This window comes from Tessaracoccus sp. MC1865, assembly GCF_017815535.1.
Classification (GTDB): domain Bacteria; phylum Actinomycetota; class Actinomycetes; order Propionibacteriales; family Propionibacteriaceae; genus Arachnia.
The window spans coordinates 1,314,530-1,339,339 of record NZ_CP072596.1 but is presented as its reverse complement, the minus strand read 5'-3'; the positions used below and the strand labels follow the sequence as shown (position 1 = coordinate 1,339,339).

Below are 24,810 nucleotides of genomic sequence, written 5' to 3'. Positions count from 1 at the left end.
CGGAACAATGGCCTGTATCGGTGCACAGGAGGAAACTGATGTCCAACCCCTCGTTCGGTCCTTTCGACTTCGAGCAGCTGCGCAAGATGCTGGAGCAACTCGGGCTGGGTGATGCCGACAACCTGAATCTTGAGGATCTGGTGGCGCACGTTCAGAAGATGCAGGCCTCGGGAGGTGGCTTCATGTTCGGCATGACCGCCGCGGACCGCGATCCGGACGCGGCGTGGCGCACCACCCTCACCGCGGCCAAGCACCTCGCCGCGGAGGCGGGCGGGGACCCGGAGCTGCGGTCGGAGGAGCGCTCCGCCATCGTCGACGCGGAGCGGCTCGCCCAGAACTGGCTCTCCCCCGTCACCACCTTCTTCGAGACGGGCCGCCCCGCCCGGGCGCTGACCAAGGGCGCGTGGCTGGACGAGACCGGTGACGGCTGGCGTGCGGTGATAGATCCCATCATTGACGGTCTGGCAGACGCCCTGCGCCGCGGGAGTGGTGCGGAGCAGGACGAGGAGCTCCAGCCGCTCGCCCAGATGATGGGCCCCATGATGAAGCAGTCGGCCTCCTTGATCTACCGCGACCGCCTGAAGCGGGAACTGGCCCGGGTGGCCGGCGACATCCTCACCGGCACCGAGATCGGCTTCAACCTGCTGGGCTCCAACGACGTGGTCATGGTGCCCGTCAACGTCGCCCAGTTCACCCAGGACCTCGACGCCAGCGACACCGACGTGACGCTGTACCTGCTGCTCCGTGAGGCGGCAAGGCAGCGGCTCTTCCACGCCGTCGGCTGGCTGTCGCCCCAGCTCAGCGCGCTGCTCGCGCACTACGCGCGGGAGATCACGATCGACTTCGACGCCATCGCGGAATCCCTGCGGCCGGAAAGCCTGGAGCAGCTGACCATGGAGGACATGGTGGCGGTGGGCGAACAGGTCCGCGGTTCCTTCTTCCAGCCGGCCAGCACGTCCACCCAGGTGGAGATCCTGGAGCGGCTCGAGGTCCTGCTCGCGCTGGTCGAGGGGTGGGTGGACCACGTGGCCGGACGCGCCGCCGCGCCCTGGATGCCGAACGCGCCGCAATTGGAAGAGGTGTTGCACCGACGTCGCGGTTCCGCCACGCCCGTCACCGGTGTCTTCACCGAACTGCTGGGCCTGGATCTCCGCCCCCGGCTCGTCCGGGACGCGAAGAACCTGTGGGCCGCCGTCGAACATGCACGGGGCGTCGACGGGCGCGACGCGGTCTGGGGCCACCCCGATCTGCTGCCCACGCGGGCGCATCTGGAGGACCCGCTGTCCTTCACGGCCGGCACCGCTCACGCAGAGCCGGAGGAGGACGAGATGGACGCGGAATTGCGCAAGTTGCTGGGCGGGGACTCCCCGCGCTGACAAATGCTCCTTGACGGGGCTCACCGGGGCACGGTTAACTCAGCACAGGAGTCCCGGGGTCGAATTCGCAGGGGAAGGCGGATCACGAACCCGGGATTCCGCTTCTACAGGCGCGGTGTGTCATACCAACAGAGCTTGTCGCCCCGCTAGAGTGATCAGGGTTGCTGAACCCATCAGCGCCCCAAACAAGGAGGAAATTCATGGCTGCAGAGACCTGGGAAGGCTCTTTCTACTGCGTCAAGTGCAAGGACAAGCGCGACGCGAAGGGCGAGGTCGTCGTCAACGCCAAGGGCACCAAGATGGCCAAGGGCAAGTGCCCGGTGTGTGGCACCAACCTGAACCGCATCCTCGGCAAGGCCTGAGCCCGAACACAGCTTGACGGGGCGGCAGCGTGACGCTGCCGCCCCGTAGCTTTTCCCCAGGGTGTTCTCCGCCGGCGCCCAGGTGTTGTCCGACCGGGTCCAGGTGTTGTCCGTTCCCTCCCCGGTGTTGTCCGTCGGCAGCGACGCCACGGTAATGGCCGCTGCCGGCCACCAGAGTGTCCCCCATGACCTTCAGCACCCCCGTCCTCACCGTCCTCGGGTCGCCCACCCGTACAGCTCCGATCGCCGCCGGGCTCCAGCGCGCGGGCCTGTTCACCAGGACCGTCACCCCTAAGGCGGCCCACCGGTCGCCCGGTACCACGTCCGCGTCCGCGCTGGCGATCCTCACCTGGCCGCCGGGCCGCCATCCGGTTCTCGAGTCAGAGATCTACGGCGCCGAGACAGGGGCCCTGCATGTGTGGTGGCACGCGAGGGGCGCCGCCGTGGGGCCATACGTCGCACCTGGCTTCGGCCCCTGCCCCGCCTGCCTGTCCTCTGCGGAGCGCACACCATCCGAACGGGGAGCGCTGACGGAATTGACAGCCTGGGCTTCTGCATGGACCGCCCTGCAGGCTCTGGCACTGCTGCGGCACGGCACGACAGACCTGATGGGCTCCACGTGGATGTGGAACATCGACGAGCCGGGTCTCAGCCTCTTCACCTGGCCCTGGCGCGCCGACTGCCGCACCCGAGGCTGTCACGATTCCTGATGCTGGCGCACGATGGTCAGGGCACCCTCGCCGTACTTGCTGAGCTTGGACTGGCCGATTCCCGGCAGCTTCAACAATTGGGCAGGGCTGGTGGGTGCCGCTTCGGCGATGGCCTGCAGCGTCGCGTCGGTGAAGATCACGAATGCCGGCATCCGCGTCTCCTCCGCCACCTGCTTGCGCCAGGTGCGCAACGCCTCGAACAGGCCCTCGTCGTAGGACACCTCGCAGTCGGTGTGACGGTTCAGTTTCCGCTCCGCCGCCGTGTGGAGCGGGTTGCCGCACACCCGGCAGGTGCGGGAGCGCGCGGAGGTGGTCTTGCGCGCGGGGATCGTTTCCACCGGGCCGCTCACCTGGTCTGCGATGAAGCGGGAGCGGGTGGCCTTGCCCCTCGACGCCGCCCAACTGATGCGCAGGTCGCGCCGCGCGCGGGTGAACCCCACGTAGAGCAGGCGACGTTCCTCTGACAGCGCAGGTTCCTCCTGGGCCAACACGAACGGGATCATCCCCTCGCGGACTCCGACGATGGCCACGGCGTCCCACTCGAGCCCCTTCGCTGCGTGCAGTGTGGAGAGTGTGACGGCATCCGCCACCGGTGCGGCCTGCCAACTGGCCCTTTCCTGCAACCAGGTGGCGGCATCCGCCCCGGACCAGTCCTCCCGCTTGCCCGTCTCCTCCGCCACCATCGCGCGCAGCGCCGTCAACGACTCCCACCGCTCGCGCTGCTTGCCCTGGCCGGACGGGGCCTCGGGCTTCCATCCCAGCCCGCGCAGAACGGCGTCAATGATCACGCCGGGCTGGGCTTCCTCGTCGCGCTGGGAGGAGCGACCGAACTCCACGATGGCCTGGCGAACCTCCGCGCGGTCGTAGAACCGCTCGGTGCCGCGCACCGTGTAGGGGATGCCACGTTCGGTGAGTGCCGCTTCCAGTGAGGGCGACTGGGCGTTGATGCGGTACAGCACCGCCATCTCGGACCACCTCGTGCCGGCGCCATGGCGGACCTTCAGCCAATCGGCGACATCGGCCGCCTCAGTCGCCTCATCCGGTGCCGCCTGGAACGACGGCGCCGGCCCGGTGTCCCTGGTGGCCTTGAGCGCCCCGGGCGCGCCGCCGCTCACCCGGAGGATCTTGTTGGCCGACGCCACCACCTCCGGGCTGGACCGGTAGTTGCGCACGAGCCGCACCGTCCGGGCGGAGGGGTACTCATCGGCGAACCGGAGCAGGTAGCCGGCATCGGCACCCGCGAAGGAGTGGATGGCCTGGTTGGCGTCGCCCACCACGCACACGTCCGGCCTGCCGTCCACCCACAACTGGATGAGGCGGTGCTGCAGCGCGGAGACGTCCTGGTACTCGTCCACGACGAAGTGGCGGTAAGTGGCGCGGATGGTCTCTGCGATCTCCGCATGCTCGCTGAGGAGCACGGCGTTGCACAGCAGGATGTCGTTGAAATCGACGGTGCCCTCGGTGAGCTTGGCCTTCTCGTACAGCGTCATCACGTTGGCCACCTGGGACGGGGCGGCGCCGTTGACGGAACGCCCCTCTGCCATGTCCACGTACTGCGCCGGGGCGACATTGCTGGTCTTGGCCCAGCTGATCTCCGCGTCGAGGTCTCGCACCAGCGCCGTGTCCGAGCTGCCCAACACCTGGTGGGCGGCGCGCGCCACCAGACCGAACGTGTTCTGTGCGACGGAGGGGAAGGCGACACCGTAGGCCTGCGGCCAGAAGAACTGGCACTGCCGCAGCGCGGCCGAGTGGATGGTGCGCGCCTGCGCACCCCTGACCCCCAGCCCCGCCAGACGGGAGCGCATCTCGCCGGCAGCCCGGGTGGTGAACGTGACTGCGAGCGTGGCCGTGGGCGAATAGCGGCCCTCGCTCACCGCGTGCGCGATGCGATGCGTGATGGCGCGGGTCTTGCCGGTGCCAGCGCCGGCGAGCACCACCACCGGTGAATCCAGCAGGGTCGCGACGGTGCGCTGCTCGGGATCAAGGGCGTCGAGGATGTGGTTGCTCACGGCGTCATTCATACCGTCCCGGGCGGACAAAACGGAATTGTCGGGAGCCACCAGTAGGGTGAACGCCATGACGGTGAGACTGCTGAGAGGAGCCCGGTGGGCAACCCTGGTGGACCATCTCGCACGGGAAATCTCGGCGGCGGCAACAGATCCTTTCCTCACCCTGCGCGTCGTGGTTTCCACCCGGGCCACGGGTCGCGTCCTCGGCCAGGAGGTGGCGGCCCGCCTGGGCATCTCGGCAGGCATCAGCTACCTCTCCCCCGCAGACCTCATGCGGCAACTGGCCCAGCAGGCCGGCGAAGAACGCAACCGTTCCCGCTGGCTGGGCACCCCGCTGGATCTGGCGGTGGCAGACGCCCTCGCCCAGGTGCAGCACCCGCTGGTGGCACGTGCCCTCGCCCCAGATGACACGCGCCCCGGGCGGCGTCGGGCCACCGCCATCCGCATCGCGCGCCTGCTGCGCGGCTATCTGGACCACACGCCCCAGCTCCTGGCCAGCTGGACTGCCGGGTCGGACACGGGCCTCGGCGGGGCCGCCATCCCGGACGCGTTGTCCTGGCAGCCCGCGCTGTTCCGCGCCGTGACCGACGCGCTGGAGTTGGACCCGCTCGTCACGCTCCAGAAGATCATCGAGGCGGCCCGTGCCGACACAGTGCCCACCTTCGTGATCGCGGTGGACGACCTGACCAGGCCGCAACTGCAGGCCATGAGCGCCCTGGGCGACGGCCCCGGGCTCACCATCCTGCAACCCACGGGTTCACCCGGCGACGGCTGGGCCACTGAGCTCGCAGACGCTCTGGAATCGCTCCCGGGCGGAGCCGCTGCCCCACCCATGGTCTCCGTCCACGATTCCCACGGTGAGGCCAGGCAGGTGGAGGTGCTGCGCGACGAGCTCACGCGCGCCTTCGCGGAGGACCCCTCTCTCGAACCCAGGGAGGTGGCCATCCTCTGCCCACGGCCGGAGCGCTACTCCGCGCTGCTGGATTCGGCCTTCGCCGCCGTCGACGACAAGGCCCATCCCGGCCGCACGCTCCGGGTGCAGCCCATCGGCTCGCTGGACGCCAACCCCGTCCTCACCCTCCTCGTCTCCTTGCTGCGCCTGGGCAGGTCCAGGGCCACCGCCACGCAGATCGTGACGCTGCTCCTCAGCCCTCCCATCGCGCACCGCTGGCGTCTGACGGAGCGCCGCGCCGTGGTCGAACTGATCGCCGGGGCTGGCATCCGCTGGGGTCTGGACGCCGAACACCGTGCCGTGTTCGACCTGTCCGGCGTCGAACAGAACACGTGGGTGCGGGGTATCGACAGGCTCCTCATCGGTCTCGCCGTCGCTCCCGGCTCCGACGTTGGACTCGGCCTGTCCGGGTCCGACGCGGTCACCGCCTCAGATCTGTCTGTCGTGGGCGCCCTCGTGGAGGTGTTGGCGCGCCTCCGGCGGATCGTCGCTGCCACTGCGTCGCCGGCCACGGTCCCGGAGTGGGTGGCGCGATCCAGGGACGCTCTCGGCTCGCTGGTCGGGCTCCCCCGCACGGATGAATGGCAACTGCTCCACGCGCTGGCGGTGCTCGCCCGCTTCGAGTCGGACCATCAGGGCAACCCCACCGAGCTGACGCCGCACGAGTTCGCCCACCTCCTCGAAGACGCTGCCCGACCGCCCCGCGCCCGCGTAGCAGCGGGCAACGGCACGCTCCAGGTGATCCCCCTGGGTGAACTGCAACACGTCGAATTCCGGGTGCTCGCCATGCTGGGCGTCACAGACGACGTGGTGCCCGGCCGCGGCGGTGTCCTGCCGGATTCCGTCGACCTCGGGGGTCACGCGCCGGACGTGCGCACCAGGCGTCTGCGTCAACTGCTCACCCATGCCCGCTCCGCGGAGAAGCTCCTGATCGTCAGGCAGGCCTCCTCGCAGCGCACCAACCGCAGCACGGCCAAGCCGGTGGCGGTCAGCTGGCTGCTGGAACAGCTCGGCGGGTCCACCGCAACGCTCACGCACCCACCCACAGCCACGTCGGAGGCCAATTTCCTCAGCCGGCCCAGCTTCGATCTCCCGGCCCTCGGAGGGGCCGAGGCCCGGCGCGCCAGTGGCGCACGGTCGCTGACCATCACCGCCCGCCGCCGAACAGAGGCCCGCTCCCGGCAGATGGGCCCTGCCCCGGCCCAGCTCACCCTCTCGCAGCTGGAGCGGTTCCTTCTGGACCCGGCGAAGAGCTTCCTTCGCTCCGCCGGTGGCATCACTCTCTACGCGGAGCCACAGGTGACGGACGAGATGCCGCTGGAGTCCGGGGGTCTCGAGAAGTGGCAGGTCGTCAACGCGCTGGTGGATTCCTGGAAGAGCGGCACGACGCTCGAATCGGTCGAGAGCTACTTCCGCCAACGCGAAGAGCTTCCGCCCCAGCGCATCGGCGACGCGCTGTTCCAGGCCGCGAAGGCGGAGGCCGTGCTCCTGTGGAAGAGCGCATGGGGCGAATGGTCCGGTCCCGTCGCCCGGCACGCGGTCAACCTCGAACTGGATCTCGGTGGCGCCGGCACGGTCAGGGTGGTCGACGAGGTGTGCACCCGCAGCGGCTTCGCGCTCGTCGCCACGCCCAGCAGGGGCGACCACAACATCCTGCGGCCGTGGCTGAACAGCCTTGCCCTGGCCGCCCAGGGGATCGCAGCCCCCGCCAGATTCCACCGGTTCGTCAAGACTCAGGCCACCCGGTACGCCATAGCGGCGGAGGCCACCCAGGTTGATCCGCCCACCGCCGAGGATGCGCTCACCCACCTCACCACCCTGGTCGGCGCCTACGCGCAGGGCCAGCACCGCCTCATCGTTGTCCCCTGCGGGCCCGCCCTCACCTACGCCCGGGAGGTCGCCGCCGGCAAGTTCCGGGCTGCAGACTGGGGTGGTCCCGTCGGCCACTGGAAGTCCAAGTGGGCGAAGCCCGGCGAGGCCTGGCCGCTGTTCCACGCGGACGACGTGCGCGAACTCCTCACAGACGAGTTGCTCCCGGGAGACCCGGTCAACGGGCAGACCAGCCCGTTCCAGGCCTGGGCCTGGGAGCTGTACGCCCCGCTCGCGAAAGGCTGGTCGTGACCACCTTCGACATCACCGCACCCCTGCCCACCGGCACCGTTCTGCTGGAGGCCAGCGCGGGTACCGGGAAGACGTACACCATCGCCGCGCTCACGGCCCGCTACCTGGCGGAGGAGGGGCTGGACGTCGCTGATCTGCTCCTGATCACCTTCGGCAACCACGCGGCCGGCGAGATGCGTAGCAGGGTGTTCGCCCGCCTGCAGCAGGTCATCGCCGACATGGACCGCATCGCCGCCGGGCTGCCGCTCTCCGGAGAGCCCGCCGAAGATCCGGTCGCCCGCCTCCTGAGCACGGAGGATGCGGCGCTCCACCGCTCACGTCTGGCGGCCGCCGTCGCCCGCTTCAACGAAGCCACCATCCTGACCACCCACTCCTTCTGTCAGTCCATGCTCCTCGAGCTCGGCATCCTCGGAGACTGGGACCCGGCTGAGACGGTGGGCGCAGACCCGGTGGACCTCGCCCGCGAATGCGCCACGGACATCTACCTGCAGCTCTACCGCGACGAGGAGACACCGCCCATCACAGCGCAGCAGGCGCTCCTCATCGGAGAGGCCGTCTGCACCAAGAGCCTGCCGCTGCTGCCCACGTCCGGGCCGTACTTCGACTACGCAAAGGCTGTGCGTGAGCTGTATGCCGGCCGCAAGGCCGTCCTCGGCCTCTGCTCCTTCGACGACGTCACCACCCGGCTGCGTTGTCTCCTCTCAGACGCCGTGACCGGGGCCGCCGTCGCCTCGGAACTGCGGCGCCGTTTCCGGGTGGTCCTCGTGGACGAGTTCCAGGACACAGACCCGGACCAGTGGGCCATCCTGAAGTCCGCTTTCGTGGGCCCGGACCGGCCCACCATTCTGATCGGTGACCCCAAGCAGTCCATCTACGGGTTCCGGGGCGCAGACCTGGGCAGCTACCTCGCCGCCCGCGGCCACGCTGAGTTGGCCAGCCTCGGCACCAACTACCGCACGGACCGGCCGTTGGTGGAGGGGGTGGTCGAGCTGTTCGGCACCACCACGCTCGGCGAGGAGACCGTGACGGTGACCCCGGTGGGCGCGCACCACGGCCCCCGGCATGATCAACTGCCGGCCCACGCCCGCCTCTGGCTCCGAACCGCAGTCTCGGACCAGCTCGGCGACATCGCGGTGGACAGCGCCATCGAGCACGACGTCATCCGGCAGGTGCGCCAGATCCTGACCCGGGGCTTCGAACCGGCGGACATCGCCATCCTGGTGCGCACCACGGCCCGCGGCAGGGCCATCCGCACCGCGCTCGGGGACGCGGGCCACCCCGCAGTGCTCACCGGCACCCAGTCGGTATGGTCCCAGCCCGCCAACAGGCACTGGATCACCCTCTTCCGGGCGATGGATGACCCCACCCAGGCCCACATCAGGCTCGCCGCCATGACGCCGCTGATCGGCTCGCCGCTGACGGAGCTCCTCTCGGACCGTCCTGAAGAGGCCGCCCGCGTGAGCACCCTGGTGCGGGAACTCGCGCAGCGCTGGCGCGACGGTGGGGTGGCCGCCGTCCGCACCCACCTGCGCACGCACACCGCCCTCGACAGCCGGCTGCTGGGAGAACCGGACGGCGACAGGCTGTTGGCAGACGTGGCCCATCTGGCCGAACTGTTCGACGCGGCCGGAGAAACCACGTTGAGTGCGTTGATCGCCCTCGGCGAGGCGCGCGGCATCCCGGACGACGAGTCGGATTCGTTGAGGGTGGCCACCGACGAGCCGGCCATCCGGGTGATGACGATGCATGCCGCGAAGGGTCTCGAGTTCCCCATCGTGCTGCTGCCGGAGACCGGAGGCGCCCAGGCCCAGCGGCACCGGCCCTTCAGCATCGTCGAACAGGGTCGCCGCCACCTGTACATCGGCCCCAAGCCGCAGTGGAACGACGAGATCACCAGGGATCTCCAGGCGCAGCACCGCGACGAAGAGTTGCGTCTCCTGTACGTCGGGTTCACGCGCGCCGAGCATCTCGCCATCGCGTGGCACATCGCCAAGCCCAAGGGCGCCCGTTCCGACAGCCCGTTGGACGCGCTCCTCACCCGGCTGCCCGCCATCGGCACCGGACGCATCCTGACCACCCCGCTGGATCCGGCGCATCCCGGCCGCGTGGCGACCCCTGCCCCGCCGAACGCCACGCTGACGGCGGCGAGGTTGCGCCGCAGCATCGACCAGACGTGGCGCCGCACGTCGTACTCGGGTCTCACCCAGGGTCTGCACGAGACGGCGGTGCGCGTCATCACGGATGAAGCCGTTGAGCTCGACGTGGCCCCGCCAGCGGCGTCGGACCCGGCGCTCAGCACGCCGTCGCCCATGTCTGGGCTTCCGGCGGGTGCGGCCTTCGGCACGTTGGTGCATGAAGTGCTCGAACTCCTGGACTGGACCCCCGGTCGGCTGGAGCCCCACGCTGCGGAACTCCTCCGCGTCATGGGCCCTGCGCACAACCTCGATCAGCAGCAGTCCGCGCAACTGGCGGCGTCGCTCGTGCAGTTGTGCCGCACCCCGCTGCTGCCCCTGTCGCCAGCCGCACTGACGGACGTTCCGCTGGCCAAGCGGCTCCCAGAGCTCGACTTCGACCTTCCTCTGGCAGATGGGGGCACCCCCGCGACGCTGCGTGAACTGGCCACGTTGATGGCCGGGCACCTGGCTCCTGAAGACCCGCTGGCGGCCTACCCGGAGAGGCTGGCCACTTCGGAAGCCGCGGGCGCCGTGCTCAACGGGTTCCTCACCGGATCCATCGACGGTGTCCTCCAACTCGAAGACAGGTTCGTCGTCGTGGACTACAAGACCAACCGGCTCGCACCCACGGCTGGCGACGAGTTGACCCTGGGCCACTACACGCGGCCCGCCATGGCGGAGGCCATGATGCAGGCCCACTACCCGCTCCAGGCCATCCTGTACTGCGCCGCCCTCCACCGCTACCTCGGTCAACGCCTCCCCGGCTATTCCCCCCACACCCACCTGGGCGGCGTGGGCTACCTGTTCGTCCGCGGCATGGCAGGGCCGGACACTCCGGTGGTCGACGGCGCCTCCTGCGGGGTCTTCGGCTGGTTCCCACCTGCAGACCTGGTCATCGCCGTGTCTGATCTGCTCGGAGGTGCCCATGCGTGAGGTTCCCGTCGCCGCCACCGGCCTGCTGCGCACCTTCTGCGAGGCCGGTTGGCTGGGGTTGATCGACTTCCACCTGGCCAAGCGGCTGGGGGCACTCAGCGGCGAAGCCGAACCGCAGGTGCTCCTGGCGTTCGCACTGGCCGCCCGCGAGCTGCGCCTCGGTTCGGTGTGCCTCGACCTGGCGACGGCGGCCACGGACCTGCGTCCCGAGTCGGACGACGACTCCGACGGCGACACCGAGGAGGCAGTCGCCCTCCCCTGGCCTGACCACGAGCACTGGCTCGAGTCGGTGGCCTGCTCCGCAGCGGTCGCCGACGCCGAGGGCGAAGAGAACCGGCCCTTCCGGTTGGACGGCACGTTGCTCTACCTGGACCGATACTGGCGGCAGGAACGCAAGTTGGAACAGATCCTGCAACGCCGGAGCTCCCAGCCTGCCCTCGCATCGCACTCGGAGGCTCCCATCCCGTTGCCCCGTCCCGACGGCACGGAGCAGGAGGCCGACGTGCACCAGAATGCGGCGGTTCTCGCGGCCCTCAACCACGGCACCACAGTGATCACCGGCGGCCCCGGCACGGGCAAGACCACCATCGTTTCGCGCATCCTGCACGCCCTGGCGCCGCAATCCCCCCGGATCGCGCTCGTGGCGCCCACAGGCAAGGCCGCCGCCCGGCTCCAGCAGGCGGTCCGCGAGCAGGGGCAGGGGCACGGCAGGCTGTGGGGTGGCACCATCCACAAGCTGCTCGGCGCCCGGCCCCGTACTTCCCAGATGGAGTTCAACGCCCAGAATCCGGTTCCTTATGATCTGGTGGTCGTCGACGAGACCTCCATGGTGTCCCTCGAGCTCATGACGTCGCTCCTGGAGGCAGTGGCGCCCACCACCCGGCTGGTGATGCTGGGAGACCCGCACCAGTTGCGCTCCGTGGAAGCCGGCGCCGTGCTGGCAGACATCGAGCGTGCCCCAGATCTGGTCACCGCACCGGGCGGCGCCATCGTCCGGCTGGTGCACAACTACCGCTCAAGGGCGGACATCAACGAGCTTGCGGAGGCCATCCTCACCGGCGACTCTGCCCGGGCGCGCCACCTCGTTGAGGAGTCTGAGTCCCTGCGTTTCGTCGAGTTCAGCGGTTCGGCAGACCCGGCGACGCTGACGGAGGTCCGGCACGACGCGCTGGCCACGGCGACGCTGGTGCAGGCGGCAGCCAGGAAGGGCGAGGGCACCGTCGCGAACCGTGCGCTGGAGCGCCACCGGATCCTCTGCGGCCACCGTGAGGGCCCGTTCGGGGTGTCCCACTGGGCCCGTTCCGTGCGCACCTGGCTGGCCACCCAGTTGGAGGAGTACGGCTTCGACTCGCGTCCCTATGTGGGTCAGCCGCTCCTCATCCAGCGCAACACAGACCTGTTCAGCAACGGCGACACCGCTGTGGTCGTGCAGGACGACGGCGGGCTCGTGGCGGTGGTGGACCTGCCGGAGGCGGCGCTGAGGGTGGCGCCGTCGCTCCTCGACGACGCGGCGGATCTGCACGCGATGACCATCCACAAGTCGCAGGGCAGCCAGTTCGCTGAGGTGTCGGTGGTGCTGCCCCCGCCGGGCTCTCCCCTGCTGACGAGGGAGCTGCTCTACACGGCTGTCACCAGGGCGCAGGAACGGGTCACGCTGTACGGCTCGTGGGAGGCGCTGGCCACGGCGGTGGAAACACCCGCCCGCCGGGCCAGCGGCCTCGCCCGCACTACGGGGTGACGGGGCTCAGCGCACCGCGGCGATCGCGTCAGCAACCTTGCCGAGGTTGCCCTCGTTCAACGCCGCCACGCACATCCGGCCGGAATCGGTGCCGTAGACGCCGTGATCTTCGCGCATCGCGACCATTTGCTGCTTGGTGAGACCCGAGTAGCTGAACATGCCGATCTGCTCGGCGATGAACCCCATGTCCGTGATGCCGCGTGCTTCGAGTTGCTGAACCAGGTCCTGACGCAGGCGCTTGATCCGTTCACGCATCTCGCCGAGTTCCTCGTCCCACTTGGCGCGGAGCGCGGGATCCGACAACACCGCCGCGACGATGGCGGCGCCGTGGGTGGCGGGGTTCGAGTAGTTGGTGCGGATGCAGATCTTGACCTGCGACAGCGTCCGCTTGGCTGCGTCGGCGTCAGCGGTCACGATCGACAGCGAGCCGACGCGCTCGCCGTACAGGCTGAGCGACTTGGAGAACGAGGTGGACAAGAAGAACTCCAACCCCGCGTCGACGAAGCGGCCGACGACGGCGCCGTCGCGCTCCAGGCCGAACCCGAAGCCCTGGTACGCCATGTCCAGGAACGGCACGAGGTTGCGCTCACGCAGCACCTCGATGACCTGATCCCACTGTTCCTCGACGAGGTCGTATCCGGTCGGGTTGTGGCAGCAGGCGTGCAGCACCACGATGGTGCCGGCGTCGGCCAACCGGAGGTCTGCGAGCATCCCGTCGAAGTTGAGGCCTTTGGCCTCGGCGTCGTAGTAGCGATACGTGTCGACGCGGAACCCGGCGCGGGTGAACAGTGCGCGGTGGTTCTCCCAGCTGGGGTCCGACAGCAGCACGGTGGCCGAGGGGCTCATCTGCTTCAGCAGGTCCGCGCCCACCTTCAGCGCTCCGGTGCCGCCCAGCGACTCCACGGTCACGACGCGCTCCTCCGCCAGCGCGGCGGAATCGGTGCCGAAGACGAGTTCCCGTACGGCGTCGCGGTAGGCGGGCATGCCGTCGATGGGGAGGTAGGCCTTGGGCTTGCCCTCCTCCGCGAGGCGCTGTTCGGCGATGCGCACACACTCCAGGAGCGGCAGCTTGCCGTGCTCGTTGAGGTAGACGCCCACGCCCAGGTTCACCTTGTCAGGCTTGCTGTCGGCGTTGTAGGCCTCGGTCAGTCCGAGGATGGGATCTGCGGGGGCGAGTTCAACGGCATCGAACAACGACATGGGAGACCTCTCTTTCTTGGCGCGCCCCCAAGCCTAACGCTGATGCGCGAAACGACCCGAGCCAATCCACCGCCGTAGACTAATCTGCGCATAACCGTCCGGGGAGGCCCGATGAAGATCAAATTCGGCCAGTCGAAGCAGTCCACCATCGGCATCGAGTGGGAACTCGCCATTGTCGACAGCACCACCTACGAGCAGGTGCCCGGCGCTCCGCTGCTGCTGGAGAAGGTCGACGACCCCGTCGACGGCCCCATCCGAGGTGAGTATCTGCAATCCATGGTGGAGTTCGTCACCGGCGTCCACCCGACGGTGGCCTCTGCCGTGGCGGAGATGGAGCATCTGCGTGATTGGGCACTCTCCGTCCTCGAACCCCGCGGCATGACACTGCTGGGGGCCGGTGCCCACCCGTTCGGCAACCCTGCCGACCAAAGGCCCTATGAGAAGCCGCAGTACCGCCGCGTGACAGACCGAAACGGCTGGTGGGGTCAGCAGATGGCCATCAACGGCCTCCACATCCACGTCGGCATCGACAAGAAGGACAAGGCGCTCCCCATCGTCTACGGCCTGTCGCGCTTCACCCCCTACTTCATCGCGCTGTCTGCTTCCTCGCCGTTCTGGCAGGGGGAGGATACGAAGTTCGCCTCGCAGCGCACCATGGTCTTCCAGCAGTTGCCCACCAACGGTCTGCCCTACCACATGGCCGACTGGAAGGAACTCGAAACCTTCGCGTCCCAACTCGAGGGGGCGGGCATGATCCAGAATCCCTCCGAGATCCGGTGGGATGTGCGTCCCTCGCAGTGGGGCACCGTCGAGAACCGCATCATGGATTCGGTACCCACGCTGATGGAGATCGGGGCGTTGGCGGCTCTCAGCCAGACGCTCGTCGAACGGATGTCACGCATCCTGGCCAGCGGCGAGGTCCTCGACAGGCTCCCCCACTGGTTCATGCGTGAGAACAAGTGGCGGGCTGCCCGTTACGGGCTCTCGGCAGACATCATCAGCGTCCGCAAGGACGAGCACATCATCCACGCCAGCGACGGGATCCTCTACTGGCTCGACAAGTTGGGGCCCGTCGCGGAGGATCTGGGCTGTCACGCCCAGTTCGAGCATGTCCGGGAACTCGTCGAGAAGGGACCCGGCTACCTCCGGCAGCGCCGGGTGGCCGCGGCGACCGATGGCGACATGCGTGCCGTCACCAGATGCATCGTCGACGAACTGCGCGCGGGGAAGCCGCACTTCAAGGAGGCCACGTGAAACCGTTTCTGCTGCTCAGCACCCGGCCGGAGGACGACGCGGCGGAGGGTGAGCGCGAGGCGGTGGTGCGGCTCTCCGCGCTGGCCGACGCAGACCTCGTCCAGCTGCGGGTGGAGAATGAGCCCCTCCCCCAGCTGGATCTCGAGGATTACGCAGGGATCTTCCTCGGCGGAGGGCCCTTCAACGCGAGCGACACCGAGAAGTCGCCGCTGCAGCGGCGCGTCGAGGCCGACCTCAACGGGATCATCGACGAAGTGGTCGAGCGCGACTTCCCGTTCGTCGGGCTGTGTTACGGCGTCGGCACCCTCACGGACCGGTTGGGGGGAGTGGTGGACCGCACGTTCGGCGAGCCGGTGGGCACCACGATCGCCACGGTCACGTCGGAGGGGCGCAAGGACCCGATCTTCGACGGGGTCCCTGGTCAGTTCGAAGCCTTCGTGGGTCACAAGGAAGCCTGCAGAAGGCTCCCACCCAGCGCCACCCTGCTCGCCACCGGCACCGCGTGCCCCGTGCAGGCGTTCCGGGTGGGGCGCAATGTCTACGCCACGCAATTCCATCCCGAGCTCGATTCCCGGGGCCTCGCAGACCGGATCAGGATCTACCGTGACGCCGGCTACTTCGAGCCCGCCGAAACCGAGACGCTGGTCCGCTACGCGCTCGCCACACAACCGACACCCGCGGTGCACCGGATGCTGACCAACTTCGTCGCGATTGCGAGGATGAGAGATCTCTCATCCTGAACCCATCCGCGCTTCAGTGACGCCCGGTTGAGTGGTTCCCACGGCGATCAACGCCGACCGACGAAAGGAACCCCGATGAAGCGACTCCTGAGCGTGGCAGCATCAGCCGCTCTCGCCCTCACCGGCTTGGCGGCCACCGCCCAGACGGCCGCCGCCGACGTCACCTGCACCGGCACCCTCTCCGCCCGGAATGTGGGCGACAACAACATCATCGTCCCCGGTGGCTCCTCCTGCACCCTCACGAACGTGACCACCCAGGGCAATGTCATCCTGGGCGCCGGCAGCTCCGTCACCATCAACGGTGGCTACGTCGATGGGAGCGTGCAGGCCGAGAGCAAGTCGCCGGTCTCCGTCGTGGTGCGTTCCGGTGCGCGCGTGAACGGCAACATCCAGGTCAAGTACGCCACCGGCGCCGTCACGATCAACGGCGCCCGGGTGGGTGGGGACGTGCAACTCTTCGAGAACCGCGCTGCCATCAGCGTGAATAGCAACGCCATTGACGGCAACCTGCAATGCAAGGAGAACCTCTCCGCCCCCACCGGCGCAGGCAATGTCGTGAAGGGGTCGGCAGAAGACCAGTGCCGCGGTCTCACCGGGGCCGCTCCCGCTCCGAGCCCCGCCCCGAGCGGGCCCGCCGTCGACATCTACATCACGCCCGGTGAGCACCTGGTCAACGGCCGCCGCTGGCGCACGGTCTGCGAGCCGTACTCCGCCACTGAGCGGTGCCGCACCGAGATCCACGCCACCATCGTCAAGTGGGATGACGGCGATGACGACGACCGCGGCCGCTTCGTGCAGGTGAACGGCTGGGCCTTCAACAACCTGACGTACAAGGCCACCGCCCGCTCTATCTGGAAGAATAACCCGCTCGCCGCCAACGGCGTGGTGGGCGGCAGGTACACGTGGACCGACGGCGGCCGCACCTGGCGCACCGAGTGCGACACCGCACTCACCGGCCGCAACGGCTGCCGCACCTACGCCAGCGCAGACGTCGTCGAGAACCGGGGCGGCCGCTACGTCTGGGTGGAGAAGGAGATCCTCAACAACATGGTCCGCTTCAACTGACCCCGCTCACGCAAGAAGGCCACCCCCTCCGGGTGGCCTTCTTGTTTTTGCCTGCGGTCAGTCTAGGTAGTCGCGCAGCACCTGCGAGCGCGACGGGTGGCGCAGCTTCGACATGGTCTTGGACTCGATCTGGCGGATGCGCTCACGCGTCACGCCATAGACCTTGCCGATCTCGTCGAGGGTCTTGGGCTGCCCGTCGGTGAGGCCGAAGCGCATCTGGACGACGCCCGCCTCGCGCTCGCTGAGCGTGTCGAGGACGTCGTTGAGCTGCTCCTGCAGCAGCGTGAAATTGACCGCGTCCGCCGGGACGATGGCTTCGGAGTCCTCGATGAGGTCGCCGAACTCGGAGTCGCCGTCCTCGCCGAGCGGGGTGTGCAGTGAGATGGGCTCACGCCCGTACTTCTGGACCTCGACAACCTTCTCCGGCGTCATGTCCAGTTCGACGGCGAGCTCTTCGGGGGTTGGTTCGCGGCCCAGGTCCTGCAGCATCTGACGCTGGACACGGGCGAGCTTGTTGATGACCTCCACCATGTGCACCGGGATACGGATGGTGCGGGCCTGGTCTGCCATGGCGCGCGTGATGGCCTGCTTGATCCACCACGTGGCGTAGGTGGAGAACTTGTAGCCCTTGGTGTAATCGAACTTCTCCACCGCGCGGATCAGGCCGAGGTTGCCCTCCTGGATCAGGTCGAGGAAGAGCATTCCGCGGCCGGTGTAACGCTTGGCCAGCGACACCACCAGGCGGAGGTTGGCCTCCAGGAGGTGGTTCTTGGCGCGGCGGCCGTCCTCGGCGATCCACTGGAAGTCTTCGACGTCCTGGCTCGTGGGGGGCGGGGTGTCCGACGAGAGCTGCTCCTCGGCGAAGAGGCCGGCCTCGATCCGCTTGGCGAGTTCAACTTCCTGGACGGCGTTGAGCAGCGCCACCTTGCCGATCTGCTTGAGGTAGTCCTTGACGGGATCCGCGGTGGCTCCGGCGGAGACGACCTGCTGTTCGGGTTCGTCCGCGTCGTCGGAATCCGAGAGGGCGAAGCCCTGCTCCTCCTCGACGAGTTCCTTCTCGTCCTTGGCCACTTCGACCTCGTTGAAGGTCGCTTCGTCCACGTCGTCGAGCGTGCGCTTCTTTCCGCCCACGGTGAGCACCACGTCGTCTCCATCTCGCTGGAACTGAACCTCGACCTCGCCGGTGGAGGCCTCCGCAATGGTGGGCTCCTTCTTGGAGGACTTCGCCGCGGAGGCGCGGCGGGTGGCCGTCGTCTTGGTGGCAGCAGGCTTGGCTGCGGCAGGCTTACGTGTGGTCGTCCGCTTCACGGCGGGCGTTTCCTCAGCGGCGGCGCTCTTCGTGCTCCGGCGGGTACGGGGTGTCTTGCCGGTGCCTTCAGCGTTCTCGGTCACTGTGGTCCTCTCGAGGCCGTCGACTGCAATTTGCGCATGCGCCGCCCCGCCTCAGTCAAGGGTGACGCACCGTCCATTCTTGCACGGTGGATGTTCCCCTTCAAACCAATCGGGGGAACCGACCCGTAGCGGCCTCAGGGATCCACTGGTACTTGAGGATGATTTCTGTTCCCCACGCAAAACCGATGGAACCAACTCCGCGCCGCTTTCGTTGATATGGGTGACGACTGGCGAAAGGTCTGAAGAATATGAATCGTATTGCGCGCATGCGAAGCACCGAAGGTATCGAGGGCAAGGACTCCGTTGGCCTGTACCTCGACGCAATTGCCAAGACTCCCCTGCTCTCCGCTGTGGAAGAGGTTGAACTTGCCCGCGCCATCGAGGCCGGGCTCTACGCGCAGAAAATCCTGGACGGTGAGATCGACACCACGGTCGAGGCCACCGAGGACGAACTGATCGAACTCGCCGCGGAGGGTGAACGCACCGTCCAGCGTTTCGTGAAGGCCAACCTGAGGCTCGTGGTCTCCGTGGCACGCCGCTACGGCCGCGCCCAGATGCCGTTGCTCGACCTCGTGCAGGAGGGCAACACCGGCTTGATCCGGGCCGTCGAGAAATTCGACTACGCCAAGGGCTTCAAGTTCTCGACGTACGCCACCTGGTGGGTACGCCAGGCCATCTCTCGCGGCATCGCCCAGCAGAGCCGCATCGTCCGCCTCCCTGTGCACGTCGCCGAACAGGTCAACCAGGTCTCGGCCACGCGTCGCAACCTTGAGCGGGAACTCGGCCGGGATCCTGAGATCACTGAGATCGCCGCAGAACTGGGCCTCGAGGAGAGCCGCATCGTGGACCTCCTGCGCTACTCCCGCGACCACGTCTCGCTCGACGCCCCCGTCGAGGCTGACGGCGACACCGCACTGGGCGATCTGATCGCCCGCGAGACGGCCCCCGGCCCCGACGAGATGGTGCTCGACGCTGAAGAGCGCGCGCGCCTCGAAGGGATGCTCTCAGACCTCGACGAGCGTTCGCAGGACGTGGTCCGCCGCCGCTACGGGCTGCTGGACGGCCGCCAGGCCAAGCTGGCAGACATCGGCAGCCACTGGGGCATCACCGCCGAGCGCGTGCGCCAGATCGAGCGTGCCGCGTTGGCGACGATGCGTGAATCGCACGGTATCGCCGCCTGACCGAGCAGGTCACCTCTGAACCGGACACGGTCTGTGCCTTTCCCCCAGGGCACGGGCCGTGTCCTATTTCACGACCCGGATGAGACCCTCCTGGGCGCAACTGGCCACCGCCTGACCGTCCTGGAACAGCCTGCCGGTGGCGAACCCGCGAGCGTGTGAGGCCGAAGGCGAGAGCATGTCGTACAGCAGCCATTCATCCACCCGCACGGGGCGGTGGAACCACATCACGTGGTCGATGGAGGCCGCCTGCATCTGCGGCGACAGGAACTCCACCTCGTGGGGGACGGTGGTGACGCTGAGCAGCGTGATGTCACTCAGGTAGGCCAGCACCGCCGCATGCAGCACCGGGTCGTCGGGCATGGGCTGGCGGGTGCGTACCCATGCCTTCATGGAGCCACCGGAATCCGTGCGGTCCGGCCGCGCGGCCAGCCGCACGTCCAGGGCGTCCCATTCGGCCAGGAGCATGAACGGCGCCCCGAAGCGGCGCTCGAGCACCTCGCGCAGCGGCGGGCTGGCGTCAGGCACGGCGACATCGTGAGGTGGGGAGGCCGAATGGTCCAGGCCGTCCTCAGGCTCCTGGAACGAGGCCGTCATCATGAAGATCTCCCGATCGCCCTGCCGGGTCACGACACGGCGGTTGCTGAACGTGTTCCCGTCGCGCACCAGTTCGACGTCGAAGTCGAGTGGGGCGTCGTTGGCCCCCGGGCGCAGGAAGTAGGCGTTCAAGGAGTGGATCCGCCGGCTGGGTGGGACGGTGCGGGCGGCCGCCACCAGGGTCTGGCCGAGCACCTGCCCCCCGAAGAGCCGCTGAAGATAGGTCTGGGGGTGCGGCCCGCGGAAACTCGACTGCCCGGTCTCTGTGAGATCGAACAGGGCTATGAGTTCAGCGACGTCTTTAGGCACGGGTTCCATCGTGCCACAACGGGTTCAGGCAGCCTGCCGGATGGCCTGACGGATGCGCTTGGCCGAGACGGGAACGGCGGTGCGCAACTGCTGGGCGAACAGACTGACCCGGAACTCCTCGATGAGGAACGCGATCTCCTCCACGTCACGGTTGAGTGGGCCGGGCGGCTGCCGTTCGGTGAGCTCCGCGTAGGCGTCCTCGACGTCATACAGCTCCACGGCGACCTTGTCGTCGCGGGCGCGATTGGCCGCCGCCGCCTGCAGCCGAACGACGGCTGCCTGGGCATAGCGCGGAAGGTGCGCGAACCAGGGATCCGGCGTGGCCGAGATGAAGCGGTTGAAGAACAGATTGTCCAGCTGCGCGCTCACGTCGGAACGTAAAGCATCGCCGGCAGGCATGGCACCCAAAAGGATCCGTGCCTGCGTCACCGCCGTCAGCGCATGCGCGGCGGTGTTGACCACCTGCAGCGTCCGGCCGGGGCATTCCTGCCGCACCTCCAGCGCCACCCGACGGTAGCCGGCCTCCGTGCGCACGCCGTCGAGCGGACCCTGATGGAGGGCCAGTTGTTCGCCGGCCTTGAGCCACGCGTCGGCCAGCAGCTCCGGCACCTTCGGGTAGGCGGAGTCCGCCAACGCCAACTTCTCGACGCGCCCCAGGTGGGACACGACCCACTTGGTGGGATCCGGGTTGGTGAGGGTCAGCAGGCGCCGGACGCCCAGGGCGTGCGAAACCTCTGCCCGCGCCGCCGAGTCGAAGACCTGCAGTCCGACAGCGGTGGCCTCGTCCACGAGCGCCGGGTACCCCACGACGCCCTTGCCGACGGTCGTCTCGCGCGGCACGTCGCCGAACGTCCACGACTTCTGTCCGGTGGCGGCCTTGTCTCCCGCGGAGGCGGTCAGCTTCGCGGCCACCTTGGGCGACAGTTTCCGCCGCAGCCCCTCGAGATCGACATCCCGGGCCACCTCACGGTCCTCGTCGAGGACCACGTAGGTGGGACGCAGGTGCCTGCCCACGGCCTCCGGCGCGAACTGAAGGCCCTCGACGACGACTCCAGTGAGCGCGGTGAGCGCCCGGGCCAGCGCGTCGGTGAAGGCGCCCTCCCCCACCTGGCCTCGCTCGTCGAGCCAGGCCAGCGCCCTGGCAGCGAAATCCGGCGCGGGCACGAAGTTGGTGCGCACCGACTTGGGCAGTGACCTGATCAGTTCGGTGGCCAACTCCCGCCGCAGGCCCGGCACCTGCCAGGAGAACTCGTCGGCGTCGAGTTGGCCGAGGAGCTCGAGGCGCAGCTTGAGCGTCACTCCGTCGCTGCCGGCCCCCGGATCGAACGTGTAGTCGATGGGCAGCTTGTGCTCGCCGAACGTCCACCTGTCGGGGAAGTCGTTGGGCCGCAACTGGGTGGCGTCGACGATGGCGTCGTCGATCATCAGCAACGGCCAGTCACTCTTCGGCGTCGAGCGCAACCACTTGTCGAAGGTCGCCCCGGAGACCACGTCGCTGGGCACCCGTGCGTCGTAGAAGGCGTAGAGCGCCTCGTCGGAGATGAGGAGGTCCGGCCGGCGCATCCGGTCGGTCATCTTCTCCGCCTCCTGGATCACCGCCCGGTTGTCCCGGACGACGGGGTTGCGGGTGTCCCACTCCCCTTCGACGAGCGCGGTGCGCAGGAATATCTCGCGCGCCTCCTCGGGGTGGTCCTTGGCGTAGTCGGTGCGGCGGCCCGCCACGATCGGTACGCCGAAGAGCGTCAGCCGTTCGTTGGCCACCACGCTGGCCGAGCGCTGCGACCACACCGGTTCAGACACAGTGCGGGTCAGCAGGGGGCCCGCCACCTCCTCCACCCATTCCGGCTTGATCCCGGCCACGGTGCGGGCCCACAGGCGGGAGGTCTCCACCAGCTCGAAGGCCATCACGAGCGGCGGGGTGGACTTGGCCAGCGCGGACCCCGGCTGGATCGCGAACCTCGCACCGCGGGTGCCCTGGTACTCCTGAAGCGGCCGACGCTTGCCCGGCTCGCGTTTGCCCCGTTGCTCCTCGGCCACGCCCACGTTGGAGAGCAGCCCGCTCAACAGGCTGCTGAGCACCTGGTCGGTCGGCCCGTGGCCGCGGGTGTCGAGGTCCAGTTCCTTGGCCGCCTCCCGGAGCTGGGAGACGAGGTCCTCCCACTCGCGGAACCGCACGAAGTTGAGGTATTCGGCGCGGCACATACGGCGGAACTGGTTGCCCGAGAGCTCGCGTCGACGCTCGTGCAGGTAGTTCCAGATGTTGAGGAGGGCCTCGAAATCGCCGCCCTCCAGCGACGGCCTGGGCGCGGCTTCCTTGCGTGTTCCGGTATGGGCCGTGTGGCGCTTGGGCGCCTCGCCCTCGGCGTCGGGCTTCGCCTCGATGCCCCAGAAGCGGCGGTGCAGCTGGTCCGCCTGGGTCTGGAACTCCGCCGGGCGTTCCCGGATGTCGGGCACCGTGAGGCCTGCCACGAGCACCAGCACGGTGGCCAGCGTCCTACGGCGGGCGCCCTCGATGATCATGCGCCCAAGCCGGGGGTCCACCGGCATCCGGGCCAGCATGCGGCCCGTGCGCGTGAGCCGCACCTGGGCGTGCCGGGGGCGGGGGTGGATCGCGCCGAGTTCGCTGAGCACGCGGACGCCGTCGTTGATTTGGCCCAGCACGGGGGCCTCCACGAACGGGAAGCTCTCCACGTCACCGAGGCCAGCCTGGGCCATCAGCAGGATCACGGTGGCGAGGTTGGTGCGCAGGATCTCCGGATCTGAGTATGTGGGCCGCGACTCGAAGTCCTCCTCCGAGTAGAGCCGGATCGCGATGCCGGGGCCGAGACGACCACAGCGGCCGGCGCGCTGGTTCGCCGACGCCTGCGACACCGGTTCGATGGGGAGCCGCTGCACCTTGGTGCGCGTCGAGTAGCGCGAGATGCGGGCCAGGCCCGCGTCGATGACGTAGCGGATGCGCGGCACGGTGATGGAGGTCTCGGCCACGTTGGTGGCCAGCACGACCCTTCGTCGGCTGTGTCCTGAGAACACCTTCTGCTGGTCTGCCGCCGACAGCCGCGCGAACAGCGGCAGCACCTCCAGCCCGGACCCAAGGCCCTCGATGGCTTCCGCCGCGTCACGGATCTCGCGCTCCCCGCTGAGGAACACGAGGATGTCGCCGCCGCCAGGCTCGGTGAGGATCTCCTCGACGGCCCCCACGATTCCGTCGATCTCGTCCTGGCCCTCGTCCAGCGGCCGGTACCTGGTGTCGACGGGGTAGGTGCGGCCGGAGACCTCGACGACCGGGGCGTCGCCGAAGTGTTCCGAGAAGCGGGCCGTGTCGATGGTGGCCGACGTCACAATCACCCGCAGCTCCGGGCGCTTCGGCAGCAACTGCTTCAGGTAGCCCAGGAGGAAATCGATGTTGAGGCTGCGCTCGTGCGCCTCGTCGATGATGATCGTGTCGTACCGGCTGAGCAGCCTGTCGTGGGTGAGTTCCGACAGCAGGATGCCGTCGGTCATCACCTTGATGCGGGTGGCCGCCGTCACCTTGCGGGTGAAGCGGACCTGGTACCCGACGAAGTCGCCCAGCTCGACGCCGCACTCATCTGCGATGCGCTGCGCCACGGTGCGTGCCGCGATCCGCCGGGGCTGCGTGTGCGCGATGCGCGTGCGCCCAGCCATCAGGCAGATCTTGGGCAGCTGGGTGGTCTTGCCGGAGCCAGTTTCGCCCGCGACGACGACCACCTGGTTCCGGCGGATCAGTTCAGCGATGTGCTCGGCCTCCGCAGCGATGGGTAGCTGCGGATCGACCTCGACGGTGGGCTCGGTGGGGGCCTCAGTCATCCGCGCGCGACGAACAGCGGACACTCCGCGTGGGCCAACAGGCCACGCATGAGGCCGCCCAGGGAGAGGCCCGGGATGTGTGAATCGCCCACGCCGACCACCAGCAGGTCGTAGCCCGCACTGCGGCTGACCAACTCGTTGATGGGGCTGTCTGCCGCCACCTCGACGCGGTACTGGACGTCGGGGTAGGACTGGGCGACCTCGTTGGCGATCGCCTCGATGCCACCCTTCGCGAAGCGCACCTGCTCGTCGAGTTCGTTCGGCGAAAGCTTGCGGGCGAACAGGCCCACCGGGGGCTGGATGGCGTGCACGACCTCGAGGCGCGCACCGAGACGCTGGGCCTGCTGGAAGCCGGCCTCCAGTGTCTTCTCGGATCCCGGGCTCGTCTGCAGCCCGACACCGACGATGCCACGGCCACCGATGGGGTCAGGGTGAGCCGCGGCGGAGATGACGACCACGGGGCACGAGGCGTTGGCCACCACGGCCACGGAGGTGGAGCCGACGAACATGCGCTCGAGGCCGGACGCCGCGCGGCGCCCGACGACGACCAGCTCGGCGACCTCGCTCAGCCTGGCCATCACGCCGCCCGGCGAGCCCATCACGACCTCAGTCTTGATGCGGTGCTCCGGCAGCCCCATGCTCAGTGCCACGTCCCGGGCCTGTTCGTTGGCGGTGATTCCGGCGGACTGGAGCACCTCGGGGTCGTAGACGACACCCCAGGCGCCGGCCATGAGCGTGTCGTCGACGGCGTTGACCAGCAGCAGTTCGCCGCTGATCCGGAGGGCGGCACCGGTGCCGAAGCGCACGGCCCGCAGACCGTCATCACTCCCGTCGACGCCGACGACAACCAGCGGAGCTGTCTTTTCGTTCATGAC

Annotated in this window: 16 protein-coding genes; 10 read left to right on the top strand and 6 right to left on the bottom strand. The window is 68.6% G+C overall.

Annotated elements, in window-relative coordinates; genetic code table 11:
- Positions 1-38: 38 nt before the first annotated feature.
- From J7D54_RS06085 to J7D54_RS06075, 3 genes are all read left to right on the top strand, one after another.
- Positions 39-1,376 (top strand): zinc-dependent metalloprotease, encoded by a 1,338-nt coding sequence (locus tag J7D54_RS06085; protein WP_182764891.1) that lies wholly within the window; start codon positions 39-41, stop codon positions 1,374-1,376.
- Between the two features lie 200 nt (positions 1,377-1,576).
- Positions 1,577-1,738 (top strand): DUF5679 domain-containing protein, encoded by a 162-nt coding sequence (locus J7D54_RS06080; RefSeq protein WP_182764892.1) that lies wholly within the window; start codon positions 1,577-1,579, stop codon positions 1,736-1,738.
- Between the two features lie 185 nt (positions 1,739-1,923).
- Complete coding sequence (locus tag J7D54_RS06075; RefSeq protein WP_182764893.1) at positions 1,924-2,448, top strand: hypothetical protein; 525 nt, start codon at positions 1,924-1,926, stop codon at positions 2,446-2,448.
- Here the strand turns inward: J7D54_RS06075 and J7D54_RS06070 are convergent.
- Positions 2,436-4,526: an ATP-dependent DNA helicase UvrD2 gene (locus J7D54_RS06070; protein ID WP_370585881.1), complete on the bottom strand. Its 2,091-nt coding sequence runs from the start codon at positions 4,524-4,526 to the stop codon at positions 2,436-2,438. The two genes, J7D54_RS06075 and J7D54_RS06070, sit on opposite strands and share 13 nt — an antisense overlap.
- Here J7D54_RS06070 and J7D54_RS06065 point away from each other — a divergent pair.
- From J7D54_RS06065 to recD, 3 genes are read left to right on the top strand one after another with little or no spacing between them, the layout of a single operon-like run.
- Positions 4,525-7,530 carry an exodeoxyribonuclease V subunit gamma gene (locus tag J7D54_RS06065; protein ID WP_182764894.1) on the top strand — a complete coding sequence of 1,002 codons (3,006 nt, stop codon included), beginning with the start codon at positions 4,525-4,527 and terminating at the stop codon, positions 7,528-7,530. The two genes, J7D54_RS06070 and J7D54_RS06065, sit on opposite strands and share 2 nt — an antisense overlap.
- Complete coding sequence (locus tag J7D54_RS06060) at positions 7,527-10,637, top strand: UvrD-helicase domain-containing protein (RefSeq protein ID WP_182764895.1); 3,111 nt, start codon at positions 7,527-7,529, stop codon at positions 10,635-10,637. Before J7D54_RS06065 ends, J7D54_RS06060 begins: the two co-directional genes overlap by 4 nt.
- A complete protein-coding gene (gene recD, locus J7D54_RS06055) occupies positions 10,630-12,375 on the top strand; it encodes an exodeoxyribonuclease V subunit alpha (protein ID WP_182764896.1) in 1,746 nt (581 codons plus the stop codon). The genes J7D54_RS06060 and recD overlap by 8 nt, the downstream gene beginning before the upstream one ends.
- A gap of 6 nt (positions 12,376-12,381) precedes the next feature.
- Here recD and J7D54_RS06050 read toward each other — a convergent pair whose 3' ends face one another.
- Positions 12,382-13,575 carry an amino acid aminotransferase gene (locus J7D54_RS06050; protein WP_182764897.1) on the bottom strand — a complete coding sequence of 398 codons (1,194 nt, stop codon included), beginning with the start codon at positions 13,573-13,575 and terminating at the stop codon, positions 12,382-12,384.
- Positions 13,576-13,686: 111 nt separating this feature from the next.
- Here J7D54_RS06050 and J7D54_RS06045 point away from each other — a divergent pair, with 111 nt between their 5' ends.
- The 3 genes from J7D54_RS06045 (at position 13,687) to J7D54_RS06035 (ending at position 16,634) form a co-directional block, all read left to right on the top strand.
- Positions 13,687-14,829, top strand: coding sequence for a YbdK family carboxylate-amine ligase (locus tag J7D54_RS06045; RefSeq protein WP_182764898.1), 1,143 nt, complete (start codon positions 13,687-13,689; stop codon positions 14,827-14,829).
- On the top strand, positions 14,826-15,569 hold the full coding sequence (locus J7D54_RS06040; protein WP_182764899.1) for a glutamine amidotransferase: 744 nt from the start codon (positions 14,826-14,828) through the stop codon (positions 15,567-15,569). Before J7D54_RS06045 ends, J7D54_RS06040 begins: the two co-directional genes overlap by 4 nt.
- 75 nt (positions 15,570-15,644) lie before the next feature.
- Positions 15,645-16,634, top strand: coding sequence for a hypothetical protein (locus J7D54_RS06035; RefSeq protein ID WP_182764900.1), 990 nt, complete (start codon positions 15,645-15,647; stop codon positions 16,632-16,634).
- A 57-nt stretch (positions 16,635-16,691) separates the two neighbouring features.
- On the opposite strand, the gene J7D54_RS06030 is transcribed toward J7D54_RS06035, so the two are convergent.
- On the bottom strand, positions 16,692-18,056 hold the full coding sequence (locus tag J7D54_RS06030; RefSeq protein WP_182764925.1) for an RNA polymerase sigma factor: 1,365 nt from the start codon (positions 18,054-18,056) through the stop codon (positions 16,692-16,694).
- A 218-nt stretch (positions 18,057-18,274) separates the two neighbouring features.
- Between J7D54_RS06030 and J7D54_RS06025 the strand changes: the two genes are divergently transcribed.
- Complete coding sequence (locus tag J7D54_RS06025) at positions 18,275-19,207, top strand: RNA polymerase sigma factor RpoD/SigA (protein ID WP_182764901.1); 933 nt, start codon at positions 18,275-18,277, stop codon at positions 19,205-19,207.
- Positions 19,208-19,270: 63 nt separating this feature from the next.
- Here J7D54_RS06025 and J7D54_RS06020 read toward each other — a convergent pair whose 3' ends face one another.
- From J7D54_RS06020 to J7D54_RS06010, 3 genes are read right to left on the bottom strand one after another with little or no spacing between them, the layout of a single operon-like run.
- Positions 19,271-20,119 carry an acyl-CoA thioesterase II gene (locus J7D54_RS06020; RefSeq protein ID WP_220486461.1) on the bottom strand — a complete coding sequence of 283 codons (849 nt, stop codon included), beginning with the start codon at positions 20,117-20,119 and terminating at the stop codon, positions 19,271-19,273.
- Between the two features lie 15 nt (positions 20,120-20,134).
- On the bottom strand, positions 20,135-23,935 hold the full coding sequence (gene hrpA / locus J7D54_RS06015) for an ATP-dependent RNA helicase HrpA (RefSeq protein ID WP_182764903.1): 3,801 nt from the start codon (positions 23,933-23,935) through the stop codon (positions 20,135-20,137).
- On the bottom strand, positions 23,932-24,807 hold the full coding sequence (locus J7D54_RS06010; RefSeq protein WP_182764904.1) for a universal stress protein: 876 nt from the start codon (positions 24,805-24,807) through the stop codon (positions 23,932-23,934). The genes hrpA and J7D54_RS06010 overlap by 4 nt, the downstream gene beginning before the upstream one ends.
- Positions 24,808-24,810: the final 3 nt, after the last annotated feature.

What these genes read in the sequence shown, in the direction of transcription:
- recD (WP_182764896.1), top strand. Translation starts at nt 10,630, where the DNA reads ATGCGTGAGGTTCCCGTCGCCGCCACCGGCCTGCTGCGCACCTTCTGC.
- J7D54_RS06080 (WP_182764892.1), top strand. Translation starts at nt 1,577, where the DNA reads ATGGCTGCAGAGACCTGGGAAGGCTCTTTCTACTGCGTCAAGTGCAAG.
- J7D54_RS06025 (WP_182764901.1), top strand. Translation starts at nt 18,275, where the DNA reads ATGAATCGTATTGCGCGCATGCGAAGCACCGAAGGTATCGAGGGCAAG.
- J7D54_RS06050 (WP_182764897.1), bottom strand. Translation starts at nt 13,575, where the DNA reads ATGTCGTTGTTCGATGCCGTTGAACTCGCCCCCGCAGATCCCATCCTC.
- J7D54_RS06070 (WP_370585881.1), bottom strand. Translation starts at nt 4,526, where the DNA reads ATGGCGTTCACCCTACTGGTGGCTCCCGACAATTCCGTTTTGTCCGCC.
- hrpA (WP_182764903.1), bottom strand. Translation starts at nt 23,935, where the DNA reads ATGACTGAGGCCCCCACCGAGCCCACCGTCGAGGTCGATCCGCAGCTA.
- J7D54_RS06045 (WP_182764898.1), top strand. Translation starts at nt 13,687, where the DNA reads ATGAAGATCAAATTCGGCCAGTCGAAGCAGTCCACCATCGGCATCGAG.
- J7D54_RS06075 (WP_182764893.1), top strand. Translation starts at nt 1,924, where the DNA reads ATGACCTTCAGCACCCCCGTCCTCACCGTCCTCGGGTCGCCCACCCGT.
- J7D54_RS06065 (WP_182764894.1), top strand. Translation starts at nt 4,525, where the DNA reads ATGACGGTGAGACTGCTGAGAGGAGCCCGGTGGGCAACCCTGGTGGAC.
- J7D54_RS06035 (WP_182764900.1), top strand. Translation starts at nt 15,645, where the DNA reads ATGAAGCGACTCCTGAGCGTGGCAGCATCAGCCGCTCTCGCCCTCACC.
- J7D54_RS06020 (WP_220486461.1), bottom strand. Translation starts at nt 20,119, where the DNA reads ATGGAACCCGTGCCTAAAGACGTCGCTGAACTCATAGCCCTGTTCGAT.
- J7D54_RS06085 (WP_182764891.1), top strand. Translation starts at nt 39, where the DNA reads ATGTCCAACCCCTCGTTCGGTCCTTTCGACTTCGAGCAGCTGCGCAAG.
- J7D54_RS06010 (WP_182764904.1), bottom strand. Translation starts at nt 24,807, where the DNA reads ATGAACGAAAAGACAGCTCCGCTGGTTGTCGTCGGCGTCGACGGGAGT.